General features: G+C 61.8%; 12 protein-coding genes. 9 read left to right on the top strand and 3 right to left on the bottom strand.

Annotated elements, in window-relative coordinates:
* Positions 1–413: 413 nt before the first annotated feature.
* Positions 414–1127 carry a DUF3142 domain-containing protein gene (locus CE491_RS11410; protein ID WP_234407578.1) on the bottom strand — a complete coding sequence of 238 codons (714 nt, stop codon included), beginning with the start codon at positions 1125–1127 and terminating at the stop codon, positions 414–416.
* Between the two features lie 18 nt (positions 1128–1145).
* The gene (locus CE491_RS11405; RefSeq protein WP_110948448.1) at positions 1146–3311 is read right to left on the bottom strand and encodes an outer membrane assembly lipoprotein YfiO; all 2166 of its coding nucleotides are present in this window, start codon (positions 3309–3311) and stop codon (positions 1146–1148) included.
* 310 nt (positions 3312–3621) lie between these two features.
* On the opposite strand from CE491_RS11405, the gene CE491_RS11400 reads away from it, so the two are divergent.
* From CE491_RS11400 to CE491_RS11365, 8 genes are all read left to right on the top strand, one after another.
* Positions 3622–5748 (top strand): TonB-dependent siderophore receptor, encoded by a 2127-nt coding sequence (locus CE491_RS11400; protein WP_110948463.1) that lies wholly within the window; start codon positions 3622–3624, stop codon positions 5746–5748.
* A gap of 153 nt (positions 5749–5901) precedes the next feature.
* Entirely contained in the window at positions 5902–6951 is a 1050-nt protein-coding gene (locus CE491_RS11395; RefSeq protein WP_324880655.1) for a PstS family phosphate ABC transporter substrate-binding protein, read from the top strand.
* Positions 6948–7961: a PstS family phosphate ABC transporter substrate-binding protein gene (locus CE491_RS11390; RefSeq protein ID WP_110948447.1), complete on the top strand. Its 1014-nt coding sequence runs from the start codon at positions 6948–6950 to the stop codon at positions 7959–7961. Before CE491_RS11395 ends, CE491_RS11390 begins: the two co-directional genes overlap by 4 nt.
* Before the next feature lie 305 nt (positions 7962–8266).
* Positions 8267–10222 (top strand): hypothetical protein, encoded by a 1956-nt coding sequence (locus CE491_RS11385; protein WP_110948446.1) that lies wholly within the window; start codon positions 8267–8269, stop codon positions 10220–10222.
* 47 nt (positions 10223–10269) lie between these two features.
* On the top strand, positions 10270–11442 hold the full coding sequence (locus CE491_RS11380) for an alpha-hydroxy acid oxidase (RefSeq protein WP_234407576.1): 1173 nt from the start codon (positions 10270–10272) through the stop codon (positions 11440–11442).
* A gap of 172 nt (positions 11443–11614) precedes the next feature.
* Positions 11615–12664, top strand: a complete 1050-nt coding sequence (locus CE491_RS11375) for a LacI family DNA-binding transcriptional regulator (RefSeq protein WP_110948445.1) — start codon at positions 11615–11617, stop codon at positions 12662–12664.
* 178 nt (positions 12665–12842) lie between these two features.
* Positions 12843–14003, top strand: coding sequence for an L-talarate/galactarate dehydratase (locus CE491_RS11370; RefSeq protein WP_110948444.1), 1161 nt, complete (start codon positions 12843–12845; stop codon positions 14001–14003).
* 176 nt (positions 14004–14179) lie between these two features.
* The gene (locus tag CE491_RS11365; protein WP_110948461.1) at positions 14180–15445 is read left to right on the top strand and encodes an MFS transporter; all 1266 of its coding nucleotides are present in this window, start codon (positions 14180–14182) and stop codon (positions 15443–15445) included.
* 74 nt (positions 15446–15519) lie between these two features.
* Here the strand turns inward: CE491_RS11365 and qhpR are convergent, their stop codons facing one another.
* Positions 15520–16587, bottom strand: coding sequence for an AraC-like transcriptional regulator QhpR (gene qhpR, locus CE491_RS11360; RefSeq protein ID WP_110948443.1), 1068 nt, complete (start codon positions 16585–16587; stop codon positions 15520–15522).
* A 435-nt stretch (positions 16588–17022) separates the two neighbouring features.
* On the opposite strand from qhpR, the gene eat reads away from it, so the two are divergent.
* Complete coding sequence (eat, locus tag CE491_RS11355; RefSeq protein ID WP_110948442.1) at positions 17023–18375, top strand: ethanolamine permease; 1353 nt, start codon at positions 17023–17025, stop codon at positions 18373–18375.
* The last annotated feature ends 11 nt before the right edge of the window (positions 18376–18386 follow it).

Genomic DNA, 18386 nt, shown 5'->3' with positions numbered 1-18386 from the left:
CGAATGCGGTGGGTCTGTGAAAGGTGAGTGGCCGATCCACCGCCTTCGCGGCTGTCGCACAGCTCCAGCAGCTCCCACAGTACAGCGCCAAGCTTCAGGTCCTGCTATGCTTTGGTCGCCCGAGATATCGCGCAAACAAAGCTGTAGGCGCACTACAAGGGATTACGTAAATGCGCAAAATCCGGTCCGAGTTAGAACCTGTAGGAGACGTCGGAGGTTACGACGGCAGCGAACGCGGTGGGGCGTGAAAGGTGAGCTGTCTGACCCGCCGCCTTCGCGGCTGTCGCACAGCTCCAGCAGCTCCCACAGGTACAGCGCCAAGCTTCAGATTCAGATTCAGATTCAGATTCTGATCCTGCTCTGGTCTTGATCTTCTGCCACGCAAGTCCAGGCACCGCAGAACCCTGACATGCTCACCTCTCATTCCTCAAAAACACCACATACCCCAGAAACCAGGCGCTGCGCTGCAAATAATCAGGCGCGTCCCATTCTCCGCCCTGAATCAACCCGATCTTGAACGGTAGCCCCAACTGACTCAGACGTGGCAGGTACGCGGCGTAATTCGCAATGCTGTGACGCCCCTGATAGGTCTGCACCACCACCTCGTCCACCACACCTTTCAACTGGCCGATCGCTTGCGGATCGGCGTTGCTGCTCCAGTCCATCAGCCCGGTGATGCTCAGTTTGTAATGCGCAGGCAGGCGCTGACGCAGGTCCTTGAGAAACGCTACGTAATCCTGCAAATAACGGGTGCGCGCGTCGAAATCGATCTGGATACCGGTCACTGCATTGCCCGCCTGCCGCCAGCGTTGCACCTGCCCCAACAACTGCTTGTAGACCGACTCCGGCCAGCGCAAGGTGTGGGCGCGGTAGACGATCCACAAATCCTGCTGCGGCAGGTGCGTGACGCTCATGCCCTGGGCGATGAAGTCGACGCGTTGCCGATCACCACGCGGGGCGAAGATCTGGCCTTGCAGCACATACAGCGTTTTCGCCTGATCCAGCACCGGTTGCGCCGCCACGCCGCTCCATAGCCAGAAAGCGTCGTGATCCCGGGCATCCACCGCGGCCCAGGCCGATCCACTGCACAGCAGCCAGACCAGCCCGGTCCGAATCAGCGTCTTGATCGGCACGCGGGTTTCACCCTACCAGTAGTACTGCAGAGATTTGCCCCACGTGGTCGCGCCGTAAGTGGTCTTCAACTGCTTGAACCAACCCTTGCGTACTGACTGCGCGACGTCCTTGCCGCCGCAACTGTTATAGCCCGACGGCCCATAGCAGTTGATTGCACGAAACAGCGCGTAGGCCTTGTCGTCGCGCGCGGCCTCGGCGTTGGCGATGACTGTCTGATAGCCGTCCAGGCGAGAAAACAGATCGCCCTTGAATCCCGGCTCGCTGCTGGCCAGTTGCGGGACGGCGGGGCGTTGATCCAGCGGCATGTTGTCGAGGCCGTTGCGCAGGATGAATTCGCCCAGGCAATTCAGGCCCTTGGGGTCTTTGCCGTTGGCCTGGAGCAGCGCCGCGGTTTCGCCGATGGCGGGGCAGGCGTAACCCGATTCCGCCTTGCCGCCGCTCCAGCGGAACAGCTGCAGGCTCTGGCCGTCGCCATAGACATAGCCCAGGCTGGTGCCGAGTTTGTCTTCGCCTGGTTTTTCCGGGAGTGCCTTTAGATCGTCGGCGAACGCGGCGTACTGGCCGTGCAGCAAATCCTTGTAAAGCAGCACGAACTGCGCGGTGGCCTTCTCATTGTCGCTGATGCCCTGCGCGATCTGCTGGCGCAGCAAGGGCGCGTCGGCCACTTTGTCCAGCAGGATCAGGCGCACCTGTGCCGAGTGGATCGGTGAATCGCTGGCGAACACCTTGGCCAGTTGCCCGCTGCGTTCGTAGTTCATCGCCAGCGCCAGTTCCAGCTGTTCGCGTTGCAGGGGCAGAGTGGCCAGTGGCAGCAGCTTCAGCCACAGACTCTGGGCGGCGGGCAGATCATTGCTGGCTTCCAGCGCCAGTGCGCGCAGGGTCTGCTGGCTGAACGCGAGATAGTCGAGTTTGGCCGGGATGTCTTTGGGCAGGCGCTTCAGCGCCTCGGTCGGGTTCTTGTCCAGATAGAAGTCGAACGCGGCCAACAGGTACTCGAACATCGCCGGTTGGCTGGCGAAGAGGGTTTTCTGTGCCAGCAGCGCATCGCGGGTCAGCTTGAGCTGGGTGTCGGGGCGCATCTGCATCAGGTCGCTGGTGGCGGTCATCAGGGCCGAGGGCGCCGCTTCATCCATGGACATCAGCAGCTTGTTGTCGGTCTCCTGAATCAGAGCGTCCAGGCTCAGGTTGCGCTGCTCGTCACCGGCTTCGGTCAATTGCCAGTTGTAATCCTCGGCCAGCTTGTCGATGTCTCTGGACAACCAGTGCACCCGGCGCATCAGCCCCTTGGCCGAGACGGCGTAAGCGCCTTGGGGGTAGGCAGCCAGGTACTGGTCGAAGGCTTCTGCGACCTTGGCAAACGGCGCCCGGTCGAGGTCGTCCTTGAGCGTGCCGTACTCGTCGAACGCGTCTTTCTGCGCATCGTTAAGCCGAGTACGGGCGATCATGTACAGGGCGGTTTCCTTGAGCCACGGCTGGGCACTGTCGCTCAGGCTGGCGAAGGCGGTTTGAGCCTCGGCGAAACGCCCGCTGTAGAAGTCCGACGCCGCTTGCAGATAGGTGAGCAATGCCTTGCCGTCCGCAGACTGAATGTCGGTCGGCAGCACGCCCGCCTGTTTCTGAGCATCCCAGGTGCAGGTTTCCAGTAGCTGCATGCGAGCGCGCGCCAGCGACTGGCGCTCGGCGTCGGACAACTGCGGCGTGTCGACCACTTGCTGGATGAACGCCATAGCGCTGTCATCGCTGTTGCTGCGGCAGCGGCTGCCTTCCCCCTGCAAGAACGCCTCGCCGGCGGTGTCGAGGCTGTCGCGCTTGAGGCCCAGTTTCTCCAGTAGCCCGCCCAGCGCCGCGGTGCTGGAGTTGTCGCCTTGCTCATCCTCGATGGTCGAGGGATCAAGACGCGACACCGAGAACGGCACCGGGCCATAACCTTCGGCGATCTCATCCTCGGTCAACGCGTTGGGCTTGAGTTCCAGCGCCTTGCGATCGGCCAGCAACAGACGCAGGTTCACCCGGCTGTCGTTGCCGGGGCTGAGGAAGGCGAGGTTGTTGCAGACATCCAGCGAGTCGCGCAACAGCGACCAGGCGGGGTAGCAGGAGTCGTCACTGCTGGCCTGTGCCGGACTGCAGATGGCCGCGCCGATGATCAATGCAAGAGGCGTCGATGAGCGGATACGCATGAATAATCCTTGATTTCGCTACGTAGGAGGAGGGTGAGGCGCGGCGAATGATACAGGGTGTTTCAGAAATGCGGATTGGTGGCACTTTGATGGTCATCACGGATTATTGGGCAGTCCCGCATCAGCTGAGCCCTGTCGCAGAAATTATTTTCAAAATGATGTGAGGTAAATCCTGCTGGCATCCGTGTAGTGAGAATCAGATTCGTTTCGCAACGAACGCCTTCACTACTCGACAGCTCAGGTTTATCCGTTCATGACAGCTCAATCCGGTTTTCGTGTGTCTGCTTCGCCCGCTCTTCGCCCCGCTGCGCTGCTGGGGCTGTGTTCGGTCACCGCGTTGCTGTGTTCACTTGGCCTGAGTTCGCTGGCCAGCGCTGAAGAGATGCAGCTGGACGCCGTGAACATCGACGCCGATTCGCAGACCGAGATCAGCGAAACCGAGCACAGCCGCACCAGCTATCAGGCGCGCAAGGCTTCAGTCGCCACCCGCACCGAGACGCCTCTGGTAGAAGTGCCACAGACCGTGAACGTGGTCACCAACCGGGTGATAGAGGATCGCCAGCCGAACAGTCTGGACGAGGCGATCAACGCGGTCAGTGGGGTCAAACAGGGCAATACGCTGGGCGGCACTCAGGACGCCATCCAGAAGCGCGGCTTCGGCACCAACCGCGACAATTCGATCATGCGCGACGGCATGCAATCGGTGCAGGCGCGCAACTTCACGCCCACCACCGAACGCATCGAAGTGCTCAAAGGCCCGGCGTCAATGCTCTACGGCGTTCAGGATCCGGGTGGTGTGATCAACGTGGTCACCAAGAAGCCGCAACTGGTCGATGCCCATTCCATTTCGGCGTTCGGCAGCAGCTTTGGTGGAGGCGGCGAGCAGATCGATCTGACCGGGCCTATCGGCAGCAACGGCCTGGCCTACCGCGTCATCGCCGACAAGCAGAACTACGACTACTGGCGCAATTTCGGCAGCATCGATCAGTCGGTGATCGCCCCGTCGCTGGCCTGGTATGGCGATGACACCACGGTCTCGGTGGCCTACGAGCACATGGAATATTCGGTGCCGTTCGATCGCGGCACGCAGATCAACACCAAGACCGGCAAAGTGCTGGACATCCCGCGCAATCGTCGTCTGGACGAGCCATTCAACGTCACCACTGGCCGCTCCGATTCCCTCGACCTGCGCATGGATCACCGCCTGAACGACACCTGGACCCTGCGCACCGGTTACGCCTATAGCCGCAACTACTACAACGACTACCAGTCGCGTTTCATTTCGGCCAACTACAACACCGGCGCGGTGACCCGTCGCGGCGATGCCACCCGCGATGCGGTGCAGTTCGCCCACACCGCCACGGTCAATATGCTGGGTGACGTGTATTGGGGCGATGTGCGTCACGAGGTGCTGTTCGGCGCCGATTACATGAAGAACGACCGCGAATTGGGCGACCTGTATCGCAGTGCCAACAAGGTCGATTTCAACTACAACGCGCCGGTTTACGGCGTGACGCCACAGCCGAGCTCGGTCAGTGCGCCGAACAGCGACCAGACCGATCACCTGCGCACCCATGCCTTCTTCGTGCAGGACGCGGTACACCTGAACGATCAGTGGATCTTCCAGGCTGGCCTGCGCTACGACGCGTTCGACGAGATGACCGGCAAGGGGCGTCCCTTCGTGGTCGGCGCCGATGTGAAGGACAGCAAGGTGGTGCCTCGCGTCGGGCTGGTTTACCTGATTCAGCCGGATTGGTCGGTGTACGGCAGCTACACCGAGTCGTTCCGCCCCAACACCTCGATTGCCGCGCCGATTGGCGATCTGCCGCCGGAAGAGGGCAAGTCCTACGAGGTCGGCACCAAATTCCAGAATGACGCGATTACCGCGACCGTGGCGCTGTTCAACATCAACAAGAAGAACGTGCAGACCAGCGAACCGTGTGGCACCGAGACCTGCACGCGAGTCTCCGGTGAGGTGCGTTCCCGAGGTCTGGAAGCGGATATCACTGGCCAGATCAACGAGTTCTGGAGCGTGACCGGCAGCTACGCCTACACCGACACCAAGGTGCTGGAAGACCCTGTTCTCAAAGGCGAGCCGCTGGACGGCGTGTCCAAACACACCGGCGCCGTGTACCTGACCCGTGATTTCGGGCATGTCGGCGTGGGCGACCTGCGCGCCGGCGCCGGTGCGCGTTTCGCCAGCCGCTGGGGTGTCAACGACGGGTCCGGGACCGAGTACTACCTGCCGTCCTCGAAAGTCGCCGATGCGTTCGTCTCCTACAAGATGAAGCTCGACGAGCGCGACCTGACCCTGCAGCTGAACCTGAAAAACATGTTCGACGAGAAGTACTACACCTCGTCCAGCGGCCTGGGTTCGCCAGCGATAGCCATCGGCGAGCCGCGTCAATTGGTGGCGCGGGCGAAGCTGGAGTTTTGACCGGGGCACGGCCTCGCACTTCTAGGAGCGCGCTTGCCCGCGAATGCGGTGTGTCCGGTGCATAAACAAATTACAGACATCTCGCATCGCAGGCGAGCGCGCTCCTACCTGGCCCATGTTCGCCATCACTCTCCATTTGGAAAAGGAATCGCTATGACTGTTCGTACGTTCACGATTCGCCGATTGGCGCTGATCATCGGCTTGTCGCTGGGATCGGCCGCACTCGCCGCGCCCCCCATCGACCCGGCACTCCCGGATTACACCCCACAACCGGCACTCCCATTCGCCGACGCCCGTTTCGTCGACAAGGACGGCGCGTTTCGCATTGCAGGGGCCGATCATGTGGACTTTATCGTCAAGCGCTTCAATGCCGCGCTGGTAGACCTGCACCCTGACTGGCGATTTCGCATCGAGTCCAAAGGCACCACCAGCGCCGTGCCATTGCTGACCCACGGCGTGACGATGTTCGGCGCCATGGGCCGGGCGATCAATCCGCTGGAAACCAGCGCCTACACCAAGATCGTCGGCAGCGCTCCGCTGGAAATCCGCGTTGCCTACGCCAGTGACGACACCTCCCAGCATTTGGCGACGTCGCTGGCGGCCTACGTCAATCGCGCCAATCCCATCGACACCCTGAGCATCGAGCAGATCAACCGCAGCCTGACCATCGGCCATCCCAAGGGTGATTTTTCCCGCTGGGGCCAGTTGGGTCTCAAGGGCGAGTGGGCCGAGCGGGCGATACATCCCTATGGCACGCCCGAGTTCACCGGGTTCGGCACCTACATGCAGAAGGACCAGTTGAACGGCTTGCCACTGGCGCCGAACTACGAAGCCTACGGCAAGACGGAGCTGATCCTAGAACGTCTGGCGGCCGACCCTGCGGGTATCGGCATCGCTGCCATCGGCCTGGAAAACGCGCGGATCAAGCAGCTCGGCATCCTCGATCCAAAAACTGGCCAGATCACCACCGGCACGCCCGCGCAAGTCGCCGACGGCAGCTATCCCTATGGTCGTTACCTGTACTTCTACGTGCGTCGCGAACCGGGCAAGACCCTCGACCCGCTGGTGCGCGAATACCTGCGCTTCGTGCTGTCGCGGCAGGGGCAAACGCTGATCGCCAGCCAGCCCAAGGGCTACCTGCCGTTGACCGCCAAAGACGCGCGTACAGAACTAGCCAAACTTGACGAGGTGGCGCCGCAATGAAGACTTTTCGAATCAATCACGTGCTCGGTGCGCTGACGCTGCTGGCGGCCAGTCTGTCGGTCAACGCGCAAATCCTGACGCCGCCCACCGATGCGCCGTACCTGACCCGCGACGGCGCTATCGCGATCATCGGCAACGACGGCATGGGCGACCTGATGAGCAACCTCAACGCGCTGTTCACTCAGCAGCATCCAGGCTTTCGTTTTGCCTTGACCGCCAAGGGCTCATCGGTGGGCATCCCGGCGCTGACCGCCAACGCCACGGCCATCGCGCCGCTGTCCCGCGAGGCCTGGCTGGGCGATATGCATGGCTTCGAGCAGGTCAAGGGTTATGCGCCACTGGATATTCGGATTGGGTATTCGGGTTTCGGCCCCCGCCCGCCGCACAAAACGCCACCGGCGGTCTATGTCAACGCGGCCAACCCGCTGCCGGGCCTGACCTTGCAGGATCTGGCGCGCATCGTCACCGCCGGTCAGCCTGAGGGCGACCTCAACACTTGGGGACAGTTGGGGGTCGACACGCGAGCAGCACGGCGGATTCACGTCTACGGCCTGCGCGACGACGGCGGGTTCGCGACCAACCTGCGTATGGACAAGCTGGGCGGCAAACCCTTCAGCGCCAAGTACGAAGCGCTGAACAGCCGTGAAGAAGTGATCGAGGCCGTGGCCAACGACCCTTACGGCATCGGCCTGACGGGATGGGTCGACGCCAGCAAGACCGCCAAAAACGTGCGCGTGCTGCCGCTGGCTGCCAAGGCGGGCGAGCCGTTCAAATCTGCGGATTACGAGACCGTCGCCGCAGGGGCGTATCCGCTGTCGGCCTTTCTTCATCTGTACGTCGACAACGCGCCGGGACACAAACTGCCGCCATTCATCAAGCAATACCTGCTGTTGGCGTTGTCGGACGAAGGGCAGAAAGCGGTACGTGAACAGCGCGACAGCGAGGAGGGGTATGTACCGTTGAGTGCCAGGGATTTACAGATCGAACGGCGCAAGGTGGAGGGGTTGTAGGACCGGGCGTCGCTTTTGATTCTGCTGAAGGCGTGGGCGCTTGGTTTGCCCACGATCTGCCGGGGACCGGCAGCAAATTCAGACACCCGGGGCGTACCTGACACACCGCGTCCCGAGATTCTGCTGCCGATTCCCTGCAGATCGCGTGCAAGCGAGGCACCTACGCCCTCCAGGCAGAACCTAAAGCGCCGATTGCGCAGGCCCACGGCATCAACGACTGCGGCAAAATCGTTTGAGGAGTAAGCTGTCACCCTCTTTCGCTTTAGCACCCCACGCCCCGGGTGTACCAGGACGATTTCCCCGCAATGAGTTCTTCAGCTCCGTTCGCTCCGCCGCCCTCGCTGTTTCTGCCATTGACCGAAGAGGACGCAAGGGCGCTGGCGGCTGGTGAGTCGCTGGACGATTTTCTGCACGCGGCGACTCGCCCTCAGCTCGCTGCACTGATGCTGCTGCTCAACCTCAAATCATTGGTCCAGCAGAACACCCCCATCGAACAACTCGAGCGCATGCTCGACGATGTGATGCGTGCGGCGATGTCGATGGAGGAGGCCGGTGGTACGTTGGCCGATCTGTTGCGTACGCGCTTCAATCCCGCGCATCTGGCCGACAGCTTGCAGTGGCTCGACATCGCCGGTATCAGCCTGTTGGAAGACCACCAAGTCGAGGATCGGCACTATCTGGATGAAGAAGGTCACTGGGATTTCAGCTTTGGCAAACGCCACCGGCAGACGCTCGATCCGCTGACTCGCGAGGTGGTCCTGCCCACCGGCGACGTGCTGCAACTGAGCGATCAGCAAAGCCGGATCTTCGATGAGTTTCGCGGCTGTCAGGATGAATCCTTTCATCTGCAAGCCTATGCCGGGGTGGGCAAGACGTTTCTGCTGGCCAAGTTCTTCGAAACCCTGCCTACCGAAACGACCCTGCTGATGGCGACCTACCCGCAGCAGGTCAACGCGCTGAAAGAGCGCATCAGACAAACCGACCCGAGCCGGAAACTCCACGCCTGCACCTTCGGCCATATGGCCAACCTGCTGCTCAACCGCGACCAGACTTCCGCCGGATGGCGCAACACCGGCAGACAGCGCACCGGGGCCGACTCGCTGGTTTCCGATCAGCAAATAGCCGAATGGCTGAACCTGCAAAACGTCGGCAGCCTGCCGCCGCGTCAGGTTGCCTGGGTCTGCCGCACCGCAGTCTACAGCTTCTGCCTGTCGCCGCTGCCGACCCTCGAAGCGCGGCATCTGCCGTCACTGGGCTATGCCGCCAGCCAGGCCGATATCGCCATGTTGCTGGAGTACAGCCGTCTGCTGTGGCGCGAAACCGTCCGGCCGTCCGCACCGCAGATTCGCCTGCCGGTGCGCAACAGCCATCGCATCAAGTTCCTGTCGCTGACCCGCGAAGTGGTGTTCGAAAATTTCACCCACATCATCATCGACGAGAGCCACGAACTGACCGCGCCCATGGTGCAGATCCTCGATCGCAGCCCTCAGGCGGTGATTACCCTGGGCGACGAATTTCAGCAGCTCAGCGGCAAGGCGCCGCGCCACGGTGGCAATATTCGCCAGCGCTTCATGACCCAGTCCATCCGCGCCGGGCGGCAAATGGCCGAAGTGCTGAACCCCCTGATCCAACTGCACCCCAGCGATATCAAGGAAGGCTTCGTCGGCCGCGCGCCGTACCCGACGCGTATCATCGGCCACAGCGTCATGCCCATCCCCGAGCGGCCCACCACCATTCTGGTCGCCAACGAATGGGGCCTGTTCGCCTGGTTCAAGCGCTTGACCGACGCGGGCGCCGGCTTCCAGTTGCCGCCTGCCACGGCTCAAGGCCTGACTTTGTTCATCAAGGGGCTGGTGCTGCTGTACCGCGAGGATTTGCGCCCTCAGCACCGGCTGATCTTCCGCTACACCCACTGGGATGCACTGGCGTCGGCCATGGGCGGCAGTCACGAGTTCAAGGCCGTGCATGAATGGCTGGGCCAGGGCAACACCGAGCAGGACTTCAGCCAGACCTTGCAGCGCTTCTGCGGTGAGCCGGGCGCGATCATCAAGCTGGCGAAAGTCGAAGACGTGAAAAACCAGGAGTTCGACACCGTACTGCTGTCCCGCGACCTGATGCGCCCGCCGCGCAGCGGTTCGCTCCATTCGCTGGCCAGCGTCTGCTCACTGCTCTACACCGCCAGCTCCCGCGCGCGGCATGAATTGCTGCTGCCGGGCAATCTGAATGACTGGTTGCAGGATATTGGGCGCAAGGAATCCTGAGTCCCTGCAAACAGCGGGTATTTCCAGACCGTTTCAAGGAGCCAACGTTGGGCAAGCGCACACTGAACAAAATGCTGAACCTGGACGACTTTCAGCGCGCAGCAAAACGCCGTCTGCCGCGTCCGATTTATGAATACATCGCCGGGGCGGTCGAAGATAACCGCTCGCATCATGCCAATGTGCAGTCCTTCCAGCGCTATGCGTTCGTGCCTCGGGTGCTGTGCAACGTGGCGATGCGCAGCAGCGCTCGACCGTTGTTCAGCCATGCCTTCGCGGTGCCCTTTGGGTTTGCGCCGATGGGCATCAGTGCGCTGTCAGCCTATCGCGGCGATATCGTGCTGGCCCGGGCGGCGGCGCAGATGAACCTGCCGATGATCATGAGTGGGTCATCGCTGATCCGTCTTGAAGAAGTGGTCAAGGTCAACCCAGACGCCTGGTTTCAGGCGTATCTGCCGGGCGACGAAGCCAACATCCGCGCACTGATCGCACGGGTGGTGGCATCCGGTTTTCGCACCCTGGTGATCACGGTCGACACCCCGGTCTCGGCCAACCGCGAGAACAATGTACGGGCGGGCTTTTCCACGCCTCTGCGCCCCGGTCTGCGCCTGGCTTGGGATGGCATTTCCCATCCCCGCTGGTTGCTCTCGACCTTTCTGCGCACGCTGCTCAAGCACGGCATTCCGCACTTCGAAAATAACTACGCCTACCGTGGCGCACCGATCATTTCGCCGTCAGTCAAGCGTGACTTTTCCGACCGTGGCCATCTGGACTGGTCGCACTTGCAGCTCATTCGTCAGCTGTGGCCCGGCAAGCTAGTGGTCAAAGGCATACTGCACCGCGACGACGCCCGACGAGCGGTGGACCTGGGCGTCGACGGCTTGATCGTCTCCAACCACGGCGGCCGCCAGTTGGACGGCTCAATCGCGCCGCTGCGGGTGTTGCCGTCGATCGTCGAGGCCTGCCCCGATATCCCGGTCATGCTCGACGGTGGGGTGCGCCGTGGCAGTGACATCCTCAAGGCCCTGGCCCTGGGCGCAGCCTTCGTATTCATTGGCCGCCCCTTCAACTTCGCCGCCGCAGTCGGGGGAGAGGAGGGCGTACTCCATGCCGCTCGGCTCCTGTCGCAGGAAGTCGGCCGGAATATGGGCATGCTGGGAATCTGCTCGCTGGACGAGCTGGATGCCAGTGTTTTGGTGCGCGATGATCAGGAGGTAGCGTGATGCCGGGAGGCGGGGCAGGGCACACACGCAGTTCAATATCCTTTTCAGCGCAACATCTATCTTCCCGCACTGTTTATTCCAGTGCTTGTGCGCCCCAGCTTTGTTAAATTCCCCTCCGGCACGTCCACCTGAGGCCGTGCCGCATCCCAAGCGCTGAATCCGGAAACCCTTCATGCCGAAAAAACCAGGCAGGCCTGCCCAGCACGAGTCGTCTGTGCCGAAAAAGGCCGGCAGTCTCACGTTGATTGATGTTGCCAAAGTTGCGGGCGTGTCGCCCATGACCGTGTCGCGGGCGTTGCATCGCCCTGATCTGGTGACCGAAGACACCCGTGAGAAAGTGCGTGAGGCGGTGCGCAAGACTGGCTACGTGCCAAACATGCTCGCCGGCGGGTTGGCCAGCAACAAGAGTCGGCTGGTGGCAATTTTTCTGCCGACCATCGCCAATTCGATCTTTGCCGATACGGTGCAGGCCTTGATGGACCGGCTGACCCAGGCGGGTTACCAGACGCTATTGGGCCTGACCGGGTACGACGCCGAGCAGGAGGAAAAGCTGCTCGAAGCGGTGCTCGGACGCCGCCCCGACGGCATCGTGCTGACGGGCACCCTGCACACCGAATCCAGCCGTACGCGCCTGGCTCAAGCCGGTATTCCGGTAGTCGAGGCCTGGGACTTGAGCGAAGACCCTATCGATATGCTGGTGGGTTTCTCCCATGAAAAAGTCGGCGAAGAAACCGCGCGGCATTTGCTGCACAAGGGCTACACGCGTTTCTCGGTGGTAGCCATCGGCGACCCTCGGGGCTTGCGGCGTTGCCACAGCCTGATCGCGGAGTTGAAAAAGCACGGCATCGACGAGGTGCCAATGGAAGTGCTCGCGCCGCCCGCGACCCTGCAAGTCGGACGCGAAGGGCTGGCTGGCTTGCTGGATCGTGGGATCTGCACCGACGTGGTGGTGTGCAGTTCGGACACGGTCGCCCAGGGCGTTCTGGCCGAAGCGGCGAGTCGCGGGCTGCGCGTGCCGCAGGACCTCGCGGTCATGGGTTTTGGCGATCTGAGCAGCGCGGCGCAGGTCTATCCGGCGCTTTCCACGGTTCGCGTCGATGGCAATCGCATCGGTCTGCAAGTCGCTCAGGCATTGCTTGACCGCTTCCAGGAATACAGCTCCAGCGCGGCGCCCGTTCGCGTCGATACCGGATTCACCCTCATCGATCGCGCCAGCGCCTGACCCCGGGGCGTGGCAAAAGCCGATGAGCGTGGTATTGAATGATTGCGCAATCAGTGTAAGATCCGGCTCATGGTGATCTGCTTTTCGAAGCCGATTACCTTTTTTATCGATTCTTATGATTGCGCAATCATAGTTTCAATTTCGTCCGACTCCGCAGACAGATCAGGGGCGCTCGCCAATGCTCATACAACAACAAAACACCACGTCTTCCGATAACGATCAGATCGCCTGGGTCAAGGTGTCTTCAGTATTCCTGCCGTTGGCCAATCCGATCAGCGACGCCAAGGTGCTCACCGGTCGGCAAAAGCCGATGACCGAAATCGCCATTCTGGTGGCCGAGATCGAAACCGCCGATGGCCATCGCGGCTTGGGTTTTAGCTATTCAAAGCGCGCGGGTGGACCGGGCCAGTTCGCCCACGCCAAGGAAATCGCACCGGCATTGATCGGTGAGAACCCCAGCGACATCGCCAAACTATGGACCAAGCTCTGCTGGGCGGGGGCATCGGTGGGACGCAGCGGCCTGTCAACTCAAGCGATCGGGGCGTTCGACGTCGCGCTGTGGGATCTGAAGGCCCGTCGCGCGAACCTCTCGCTGGCGCGGCTGCTGGGCGCTCATCGCGATTCGGTGCGTTGCTACAACACCTCGGGCGGCTTCCTGCACACGCCGCTGGAACAACTGCTGCACAACACCGACATGTCGCGGGAGAAGGGTATCGGCGGGATCAAGCTCAAGGTCGGGCAACCGGACTGCGCCATCGACCTGCATCGCGTGGCCACCGTGCGCAAGCATCTGGGAGATGACTTCCCGCTGATGGTCGACGCCAATCAGCAGTGGGACCGGCCGACCGCCCAGCGCATGTGTCGGCGCTTTGAGGAGTTCAACCTGATCTGGATCGAGGAGCCGCTGGATTGCTACGACGCCGAAGGACATGCGGCGCTGGCGCAGCAATTCGACACGCCGATCGCTACCGGGGAAATGCTCACCAGCGTCGCCGAGCACGCCGAGTTCATCAAACTGCGCGGAGCGGATTTCCTGATGCCGGATGCGCCGCGGGTCGGCGGGATCACGCCTTACCTGAAGGTGGCAGCAATGGCTGAGCAGGCAGGGCTGATGCTGGCGCCGCACTTTGCCATGGAACTGCACGTGCACCTGGCCGCCGCTTACCCGACCGAGCCTTGGGTCGAGCACTTCGAGTGGCTGGAGCCGCTGTTCAACGAGCGCCTGGAGACCCGCGATGGCCGAATGCTGGTGCCAACCCGCCCGGGCCTCGGCCTGTCACTGAGCGAGCAGGTCAAGGCCTGGACCGCGCAGGTCGCCGAAGTCGGATCTCGCCCCTGATTCATCGAAACATCGTTTATGCATGACCGGGAGCGTCTCCCCATGGGGCGCTCTTGCTTGCCGATCTATAAAAACAAAATGAGGGCTTTCATGTGGAACACTCCAACGCCGCAAGCGCTGCTGCCCCGGCTGCCGCCACCGCCGTTCGCAGCAAAGTGCGTTACTCGATCCTGACGATGCTGTTCATCGTCACCGCCATTAACGTCGGCGACCGCGCCACGTTATCCATTACCGGCTCTGCATTGACCGAAGTGCTCGGCATCAACTCGGTGACCCTGGGCTATATGTTCTCTGCGTTCGCCTGGGCCTATGTGCTGGGGCAGTTACCGGGCGGCTGGTTGCTCGACAAGTTCGGCTCGGTGCGAGTCTATGGCCTGTCGCTTTTGCTCTGGTCGATTATTACCGTAGGGCAGGGCATGATCGGCTTCTTCTCGGTGCCGGTGGCCATCGGCACCTTGTTCGTCTTGCGCTTCTTGCTGGGGTTGATCGAAGCGCCGGTCTATCCAGCCAACAGCCGTATTGTCGCGGCATGGTTTCCGTTGCAGGAACGGGGCTTGGCGACGGTGATTTTCAATTCGTCCATGTACATGTCGGTCGTGCTGCTGGCGCCTGCCATGGGCTTCGTCGCGCACCGCTATGGCTGGGAGCATGTGTACTGGTTCATGGGCTCGCTGGGCATTGTCGTCAGCCTGATCTGGTTCAAGCTGGTCAAAGCGCCGACCGAACACCCGATGGTCAACAGCGCCGAACTTGAGCACCTGCGCGAAGGTGGGGCACAGATCGATATGGACAAACCCAAGGCCAAGGGCGCGTTCGTGCCGCGCTTCTCGGACGTGAAGGTGCTGCTGAAGAGTCCGATGATGTGGTCGATCTATCTGGGCAAATACTGCGACACCTCGCTGCAGTATTTTTTCCTGACCTGGTTTCCGGTGTACCTGGTCAAGGGCCGGGGGCTGAATATCATGGAAGCCGGCGCCATCGCTGCGATTCCGGGCATCTGCGGACTGCTCGGCGCCCTGTGCGGCGGTGCGGTGTGCGACTACCTGATTCGCAAGGGTTTTTCCCTGTCCGTGGCGCGCAAGATCCCGCTGGTCTGCGGCATGACCATGGGCGCGACGCTGGTGTTCTGCAACTTCACCGAGTCGATGTGGGTGGTGACGATCCTGATGTCACTGGCGATCTTCGGCAAGGGCGTGGTGGCGGTGGACTGGACCTTGGTCTCGGACACCTCTCCAAAGGAAATTTCCGGCATGGCGGGTGGGCTGTTCAATATGTTCGGTAACCTCTCAGGCATCTTCACCCCGATCGTGATCGGCTACATCGTGCAATCCACCGGTTCGTTCTCGGGCGCCATCTATGTGGTCGCGGCCCATGCGCTGGTGGGCGCGCTGGCGTTTCTGAGCATGGGGAGTCTGCGGCGTTTGGAGTTGCAACGCAGGTAAACGCGAACGACTGTAGGCGGTTGTTTACCGGGGAGCGATGACGTCAGTCCAGGCGACATCGCTCTAATGGCCGATCAGCTGTTTGCCGCACTGCGCCATTGCTTCGGGCTCACCCCGAACCAGCGCTTGAACGCGCGGGAGAAGGCGCTGGTTTCCGAGTAGCCGAGCATCGAGGCGAGTTGGGTGACGCTCAGGTGCTGCTGCTTGAGGTGGGTGAGGGCTGATTCCTGGCGGATCTGGTCCACCAGTTGCGTGAAGCTCAGGCCGCGGTCGCGCAGTTTGCGTTGCAGGGCCCAGTCGGACAAACCCAGATCGTGCGCGATCTCGTCCAGCGCAGGTTCGCCCAGGTGCAGGGTGGCGAGGATGGTCTGGCGGGCGCGGTCGAGCAGGCCGGTTTCACTGCTGACGCCGCTGCCGGTATCGCCCAACTGGCGAATCGCGTCCTTGATCAGCATCAGCAGAATCGGGTCGCTGCCGGGCATGACCTTGTCGATCAGCTCGCTTTTGGGGATCAGCAGGGAATTGCAGCCCTGGGCGAACCGCACGTCGGCCTGAAAGGCGTCGCGGTGTTCGTGCCAGTCCTGTGGCCGTGAGTGTTCGAAGGCCACTTGCCGAGGCGCCCAGGTCGGGCCGAGTACATGGCGCACCAGATTCAGCGCCATGCCCATGGTCAGCTCGGCGTCCTGGCGGCGTTCGTTGATCGCACCGTGCCGCACTTGATAGTCGAAGCGGTAGCAGTCGCCCTGATCCACCAGTTCGATCAGCGTGCTGTGCTGATGGAAGGGAAAGGCTTCGGAGAAGTTGATCAGCGCATCTTCCAGCGTTGCCGAGCACAGACCGATGTAGCCCAGCAAACCCAGGGCCTGGGGCTGAAATTGCTGGCCGTAGCGCAGGCCGAAGTTGTCGCAACCGGTCTGCCGCGCCGCTTCTTCCAGCACTTTGCAGTAATTGGTCAGCGGCAGGCTGAGAGTGGGATGCAGCAATTGCTCGGGGTCGATGCCAGAGCGGCCGAAGACCCGATCCAGATCGCCGCCGTGCTGCACGATGAACCCGTCCAGACCGTTGGCGGCAGCCGACAACACACCGCGATTGCTGGTGGCGCAGGCGTTGGGGGCAGCGCTGGGGATCAGGGTCTGAAGCATTGGGGTGAGTGGCCTTCACGGTCTGTATGAATTTATTTCAAGCAAATGTCATACCTTGTTACTTCCTATCCAATCGCTGTAGGAGCGCGCCTGCCCGCGATAACGGCGTGTCAGACGCTTCATCTATTCCAGAGTGACTGCCATCGCGGGCAAGCGCGCTCCTACAGGTGAGTGCGTCGCTGATGGCAATTGCTACCCGATGACTCATCGCGCAAAGCCTGATCTGGGTAGTCAGGTGCCACGCCCCCCAATCATGACCCGATATAACGCACACCCCTCGACCGACGCGCCAGCCTGGCGCACCTTGGGCAAGTACCTTCAAAACTTGACCGCAGACGACAACCTGCGCGCTGTGCGGTCAAGCCTTGGCCGCGAAGCTGTGGCTATGCTCGACGTCAGGCAAATACCGTCGCTTGGCTACCGGGGTGCACAGACATGACTGCTTCACAACTCAAACCAACATTGGGAACCCTGCATCTGTGGGGTCTGGCCGTGGGCCTGGTGATCTCCGGCGAGTATTTCGGCTGGAGTTATGGCTGGGGCACGGCAGGCACCCTGGGCTTTCTGGTCACGACGCTGATGGTGGCAGTGATGTACACCTGCTTCATCTTCAGCTTCACAGAACTGACCACCGCTATCCCCAATGCAGGCGGGCCATTCGCCTACAGCCTGCGCGCTTTCGGGGTAACGGGCGGGATGATCGCTGGCCTCGCGACGCTGATCGAGTTCGTCTTTGCGCCGCCGGCCATCGCCATGGCGATCGGCGCCTATCTCAACGTGCAATATCCCTCGCTGGACCCGCGCGTCGCGGCGATCGGTGCATACATTGTGTTCATGACCCTGAACATTCTCGGCGTCAGCATCGCCGCGACCTTCGAACTGGTGGTCACGGTGCTGGCCGTCGCTGAACTGCTGGTGTTCATGGGCGTGGTCGCGCCGGGCTTCAGCTTCAGCAACTTCGTGCTGGGCGGCTGGGCTGGCTCCGACACCTTCAGCCTGCCTGCGATCAGCGGCATCTTCGCCGCGATTCCTTTCGCGATCTGGTTCTTCCTCGCCATCGAAGGCGCCGCCATGGCCGCCGAAGAAGCCAAGGACCCGAAACGCACCATTCCTCGCGCTTACGTGGCAGGCATTCTGACCCTGGTGATACTGGCGATCGGGGTGATGATCTTCGCCGGTGGCGTCGGTGACTGGCGCACCCTGTCGAATATCAACGACCCGCTGCCACAGGCGATGAAAGCGGTGGTAGGCAACAACTCCAACTGGATGCACATGCTGGTGTGGATCGGCCTGTTCGGTCTGGTGGCGAGTTTCCACGGCATCATTCTCGGCTATTCCCGTCAGTTCTTCGCCCTGGCCCGCGCGGGATTCCTGCCGCCGAGCCTGGCCAAGCTGTCACGCTTCCAGACCCCGCATCGCGCGATCATCGCCGGTGGCGTCATCGGCATCGCGGCGATTCTCAGTGACGGTCTGGTCAACCTGCAGGGCATGACGCTGACGGCGGCGATGATCACCATGTCGGTATTTGGCGCTATTGTGATGTACATCATCAGCATGCTCAGCCTGTTCAAGCTGCGCCGCAGCGAGCCGACCCTGGAACGCAGCTTCCGCGCTCCGGGTTATCCGATCGTGCCGGGCATCGCGCTGGTGCTGGCCGTGGTCTGTCTGGTGGCGATGGTCTGGTTCAACCTGGTCATCTGCGGCATCTTTGTCTGCCTGATGGCATTGGGCGCACTGTTCTGCAAGCTGGTGCGCAGTCGCGGTCCGGTTGTTGCAATCGCCGGTTAATCACCTGGTTC

This window comes from Pseudomonas bohemica, from assembly GCF_002934685.1.
GTDB classification, from domain to species: Bacteria; Pseudomonadota; Gammaproteobacteria; order Pseudomonadales; family Pseudomonadaceae; genus Aquipseudomonas; species Aquipseudomonas bohemica.
Note: the sequence above shows the minus strand (reverse complement) of the source record. Positions and strands in the feature narration are given on the sequence as shown.

Bases quoted from the DNA above. Each gene is read 5' to 3' on its own strand.
- CE491_RS11395 (WP_324880655.1), top strand. From the start codon at position 5,902: ATGACTGTTCGTACGTTCACGATTCGCCGATTGGCGCTGATCATCGGC.
- CE491_RS11375 (WP_110948445.1), top strand. From the start codon at position 11,615: ATGCCGAAAAAACCAGGCAGGCCTGCCCAGCACGAGTCGTCTGTGCCG.
- CE491_RS11370 (WP_110948444.1), top strand. From the start codon at position 12,843: ATGCTCATACAACAACAAAACACCACGTCTTCCGATAACGATCAGATC.
- CE491_RS11405 (WP_110948448.1), bottom strand. From the start codon at position 3,311: ATGCGTATCCGCTCATCGACGCCTCTTGCATTGATCATCGGCGCGGCC.
- CE491_RS11390 (WP_110948447.1), top strand. From the start codon at position 6,948: ATGAAGACTTTTCGAATCAATCACGTGCTCGGTGCGCTGACGCTGCTG.
- qhpR (WP_110948443.1), bottom strand. From the start codon at position 16,587: ATGCTTCAGACCCTGATCCCCAGCGCTGCCCCCAACGCCTGCGCCACC.
- eat (WP_110948442.1), top strand. From the start codon at position 17,023: ATGACTGCTTCACAACTCAAACCAACATTGGGAACCCTGCATCTGTGG.
- CE491_RS11385 (WP_110948446.1), top strand. From the start codon at position 8,267: ATGAGTTCTTCAGCTCCGTTCGCTCCGCCGCCCTCGCTGTTTCTGCCA.
- CE491_RS11365 (WP_110948461.1), top strand. From the start codon at position 14,180: ATGCTGTTCATCGTCACCGCCATTAACGTCGGCGACCGCGCCACGTTA.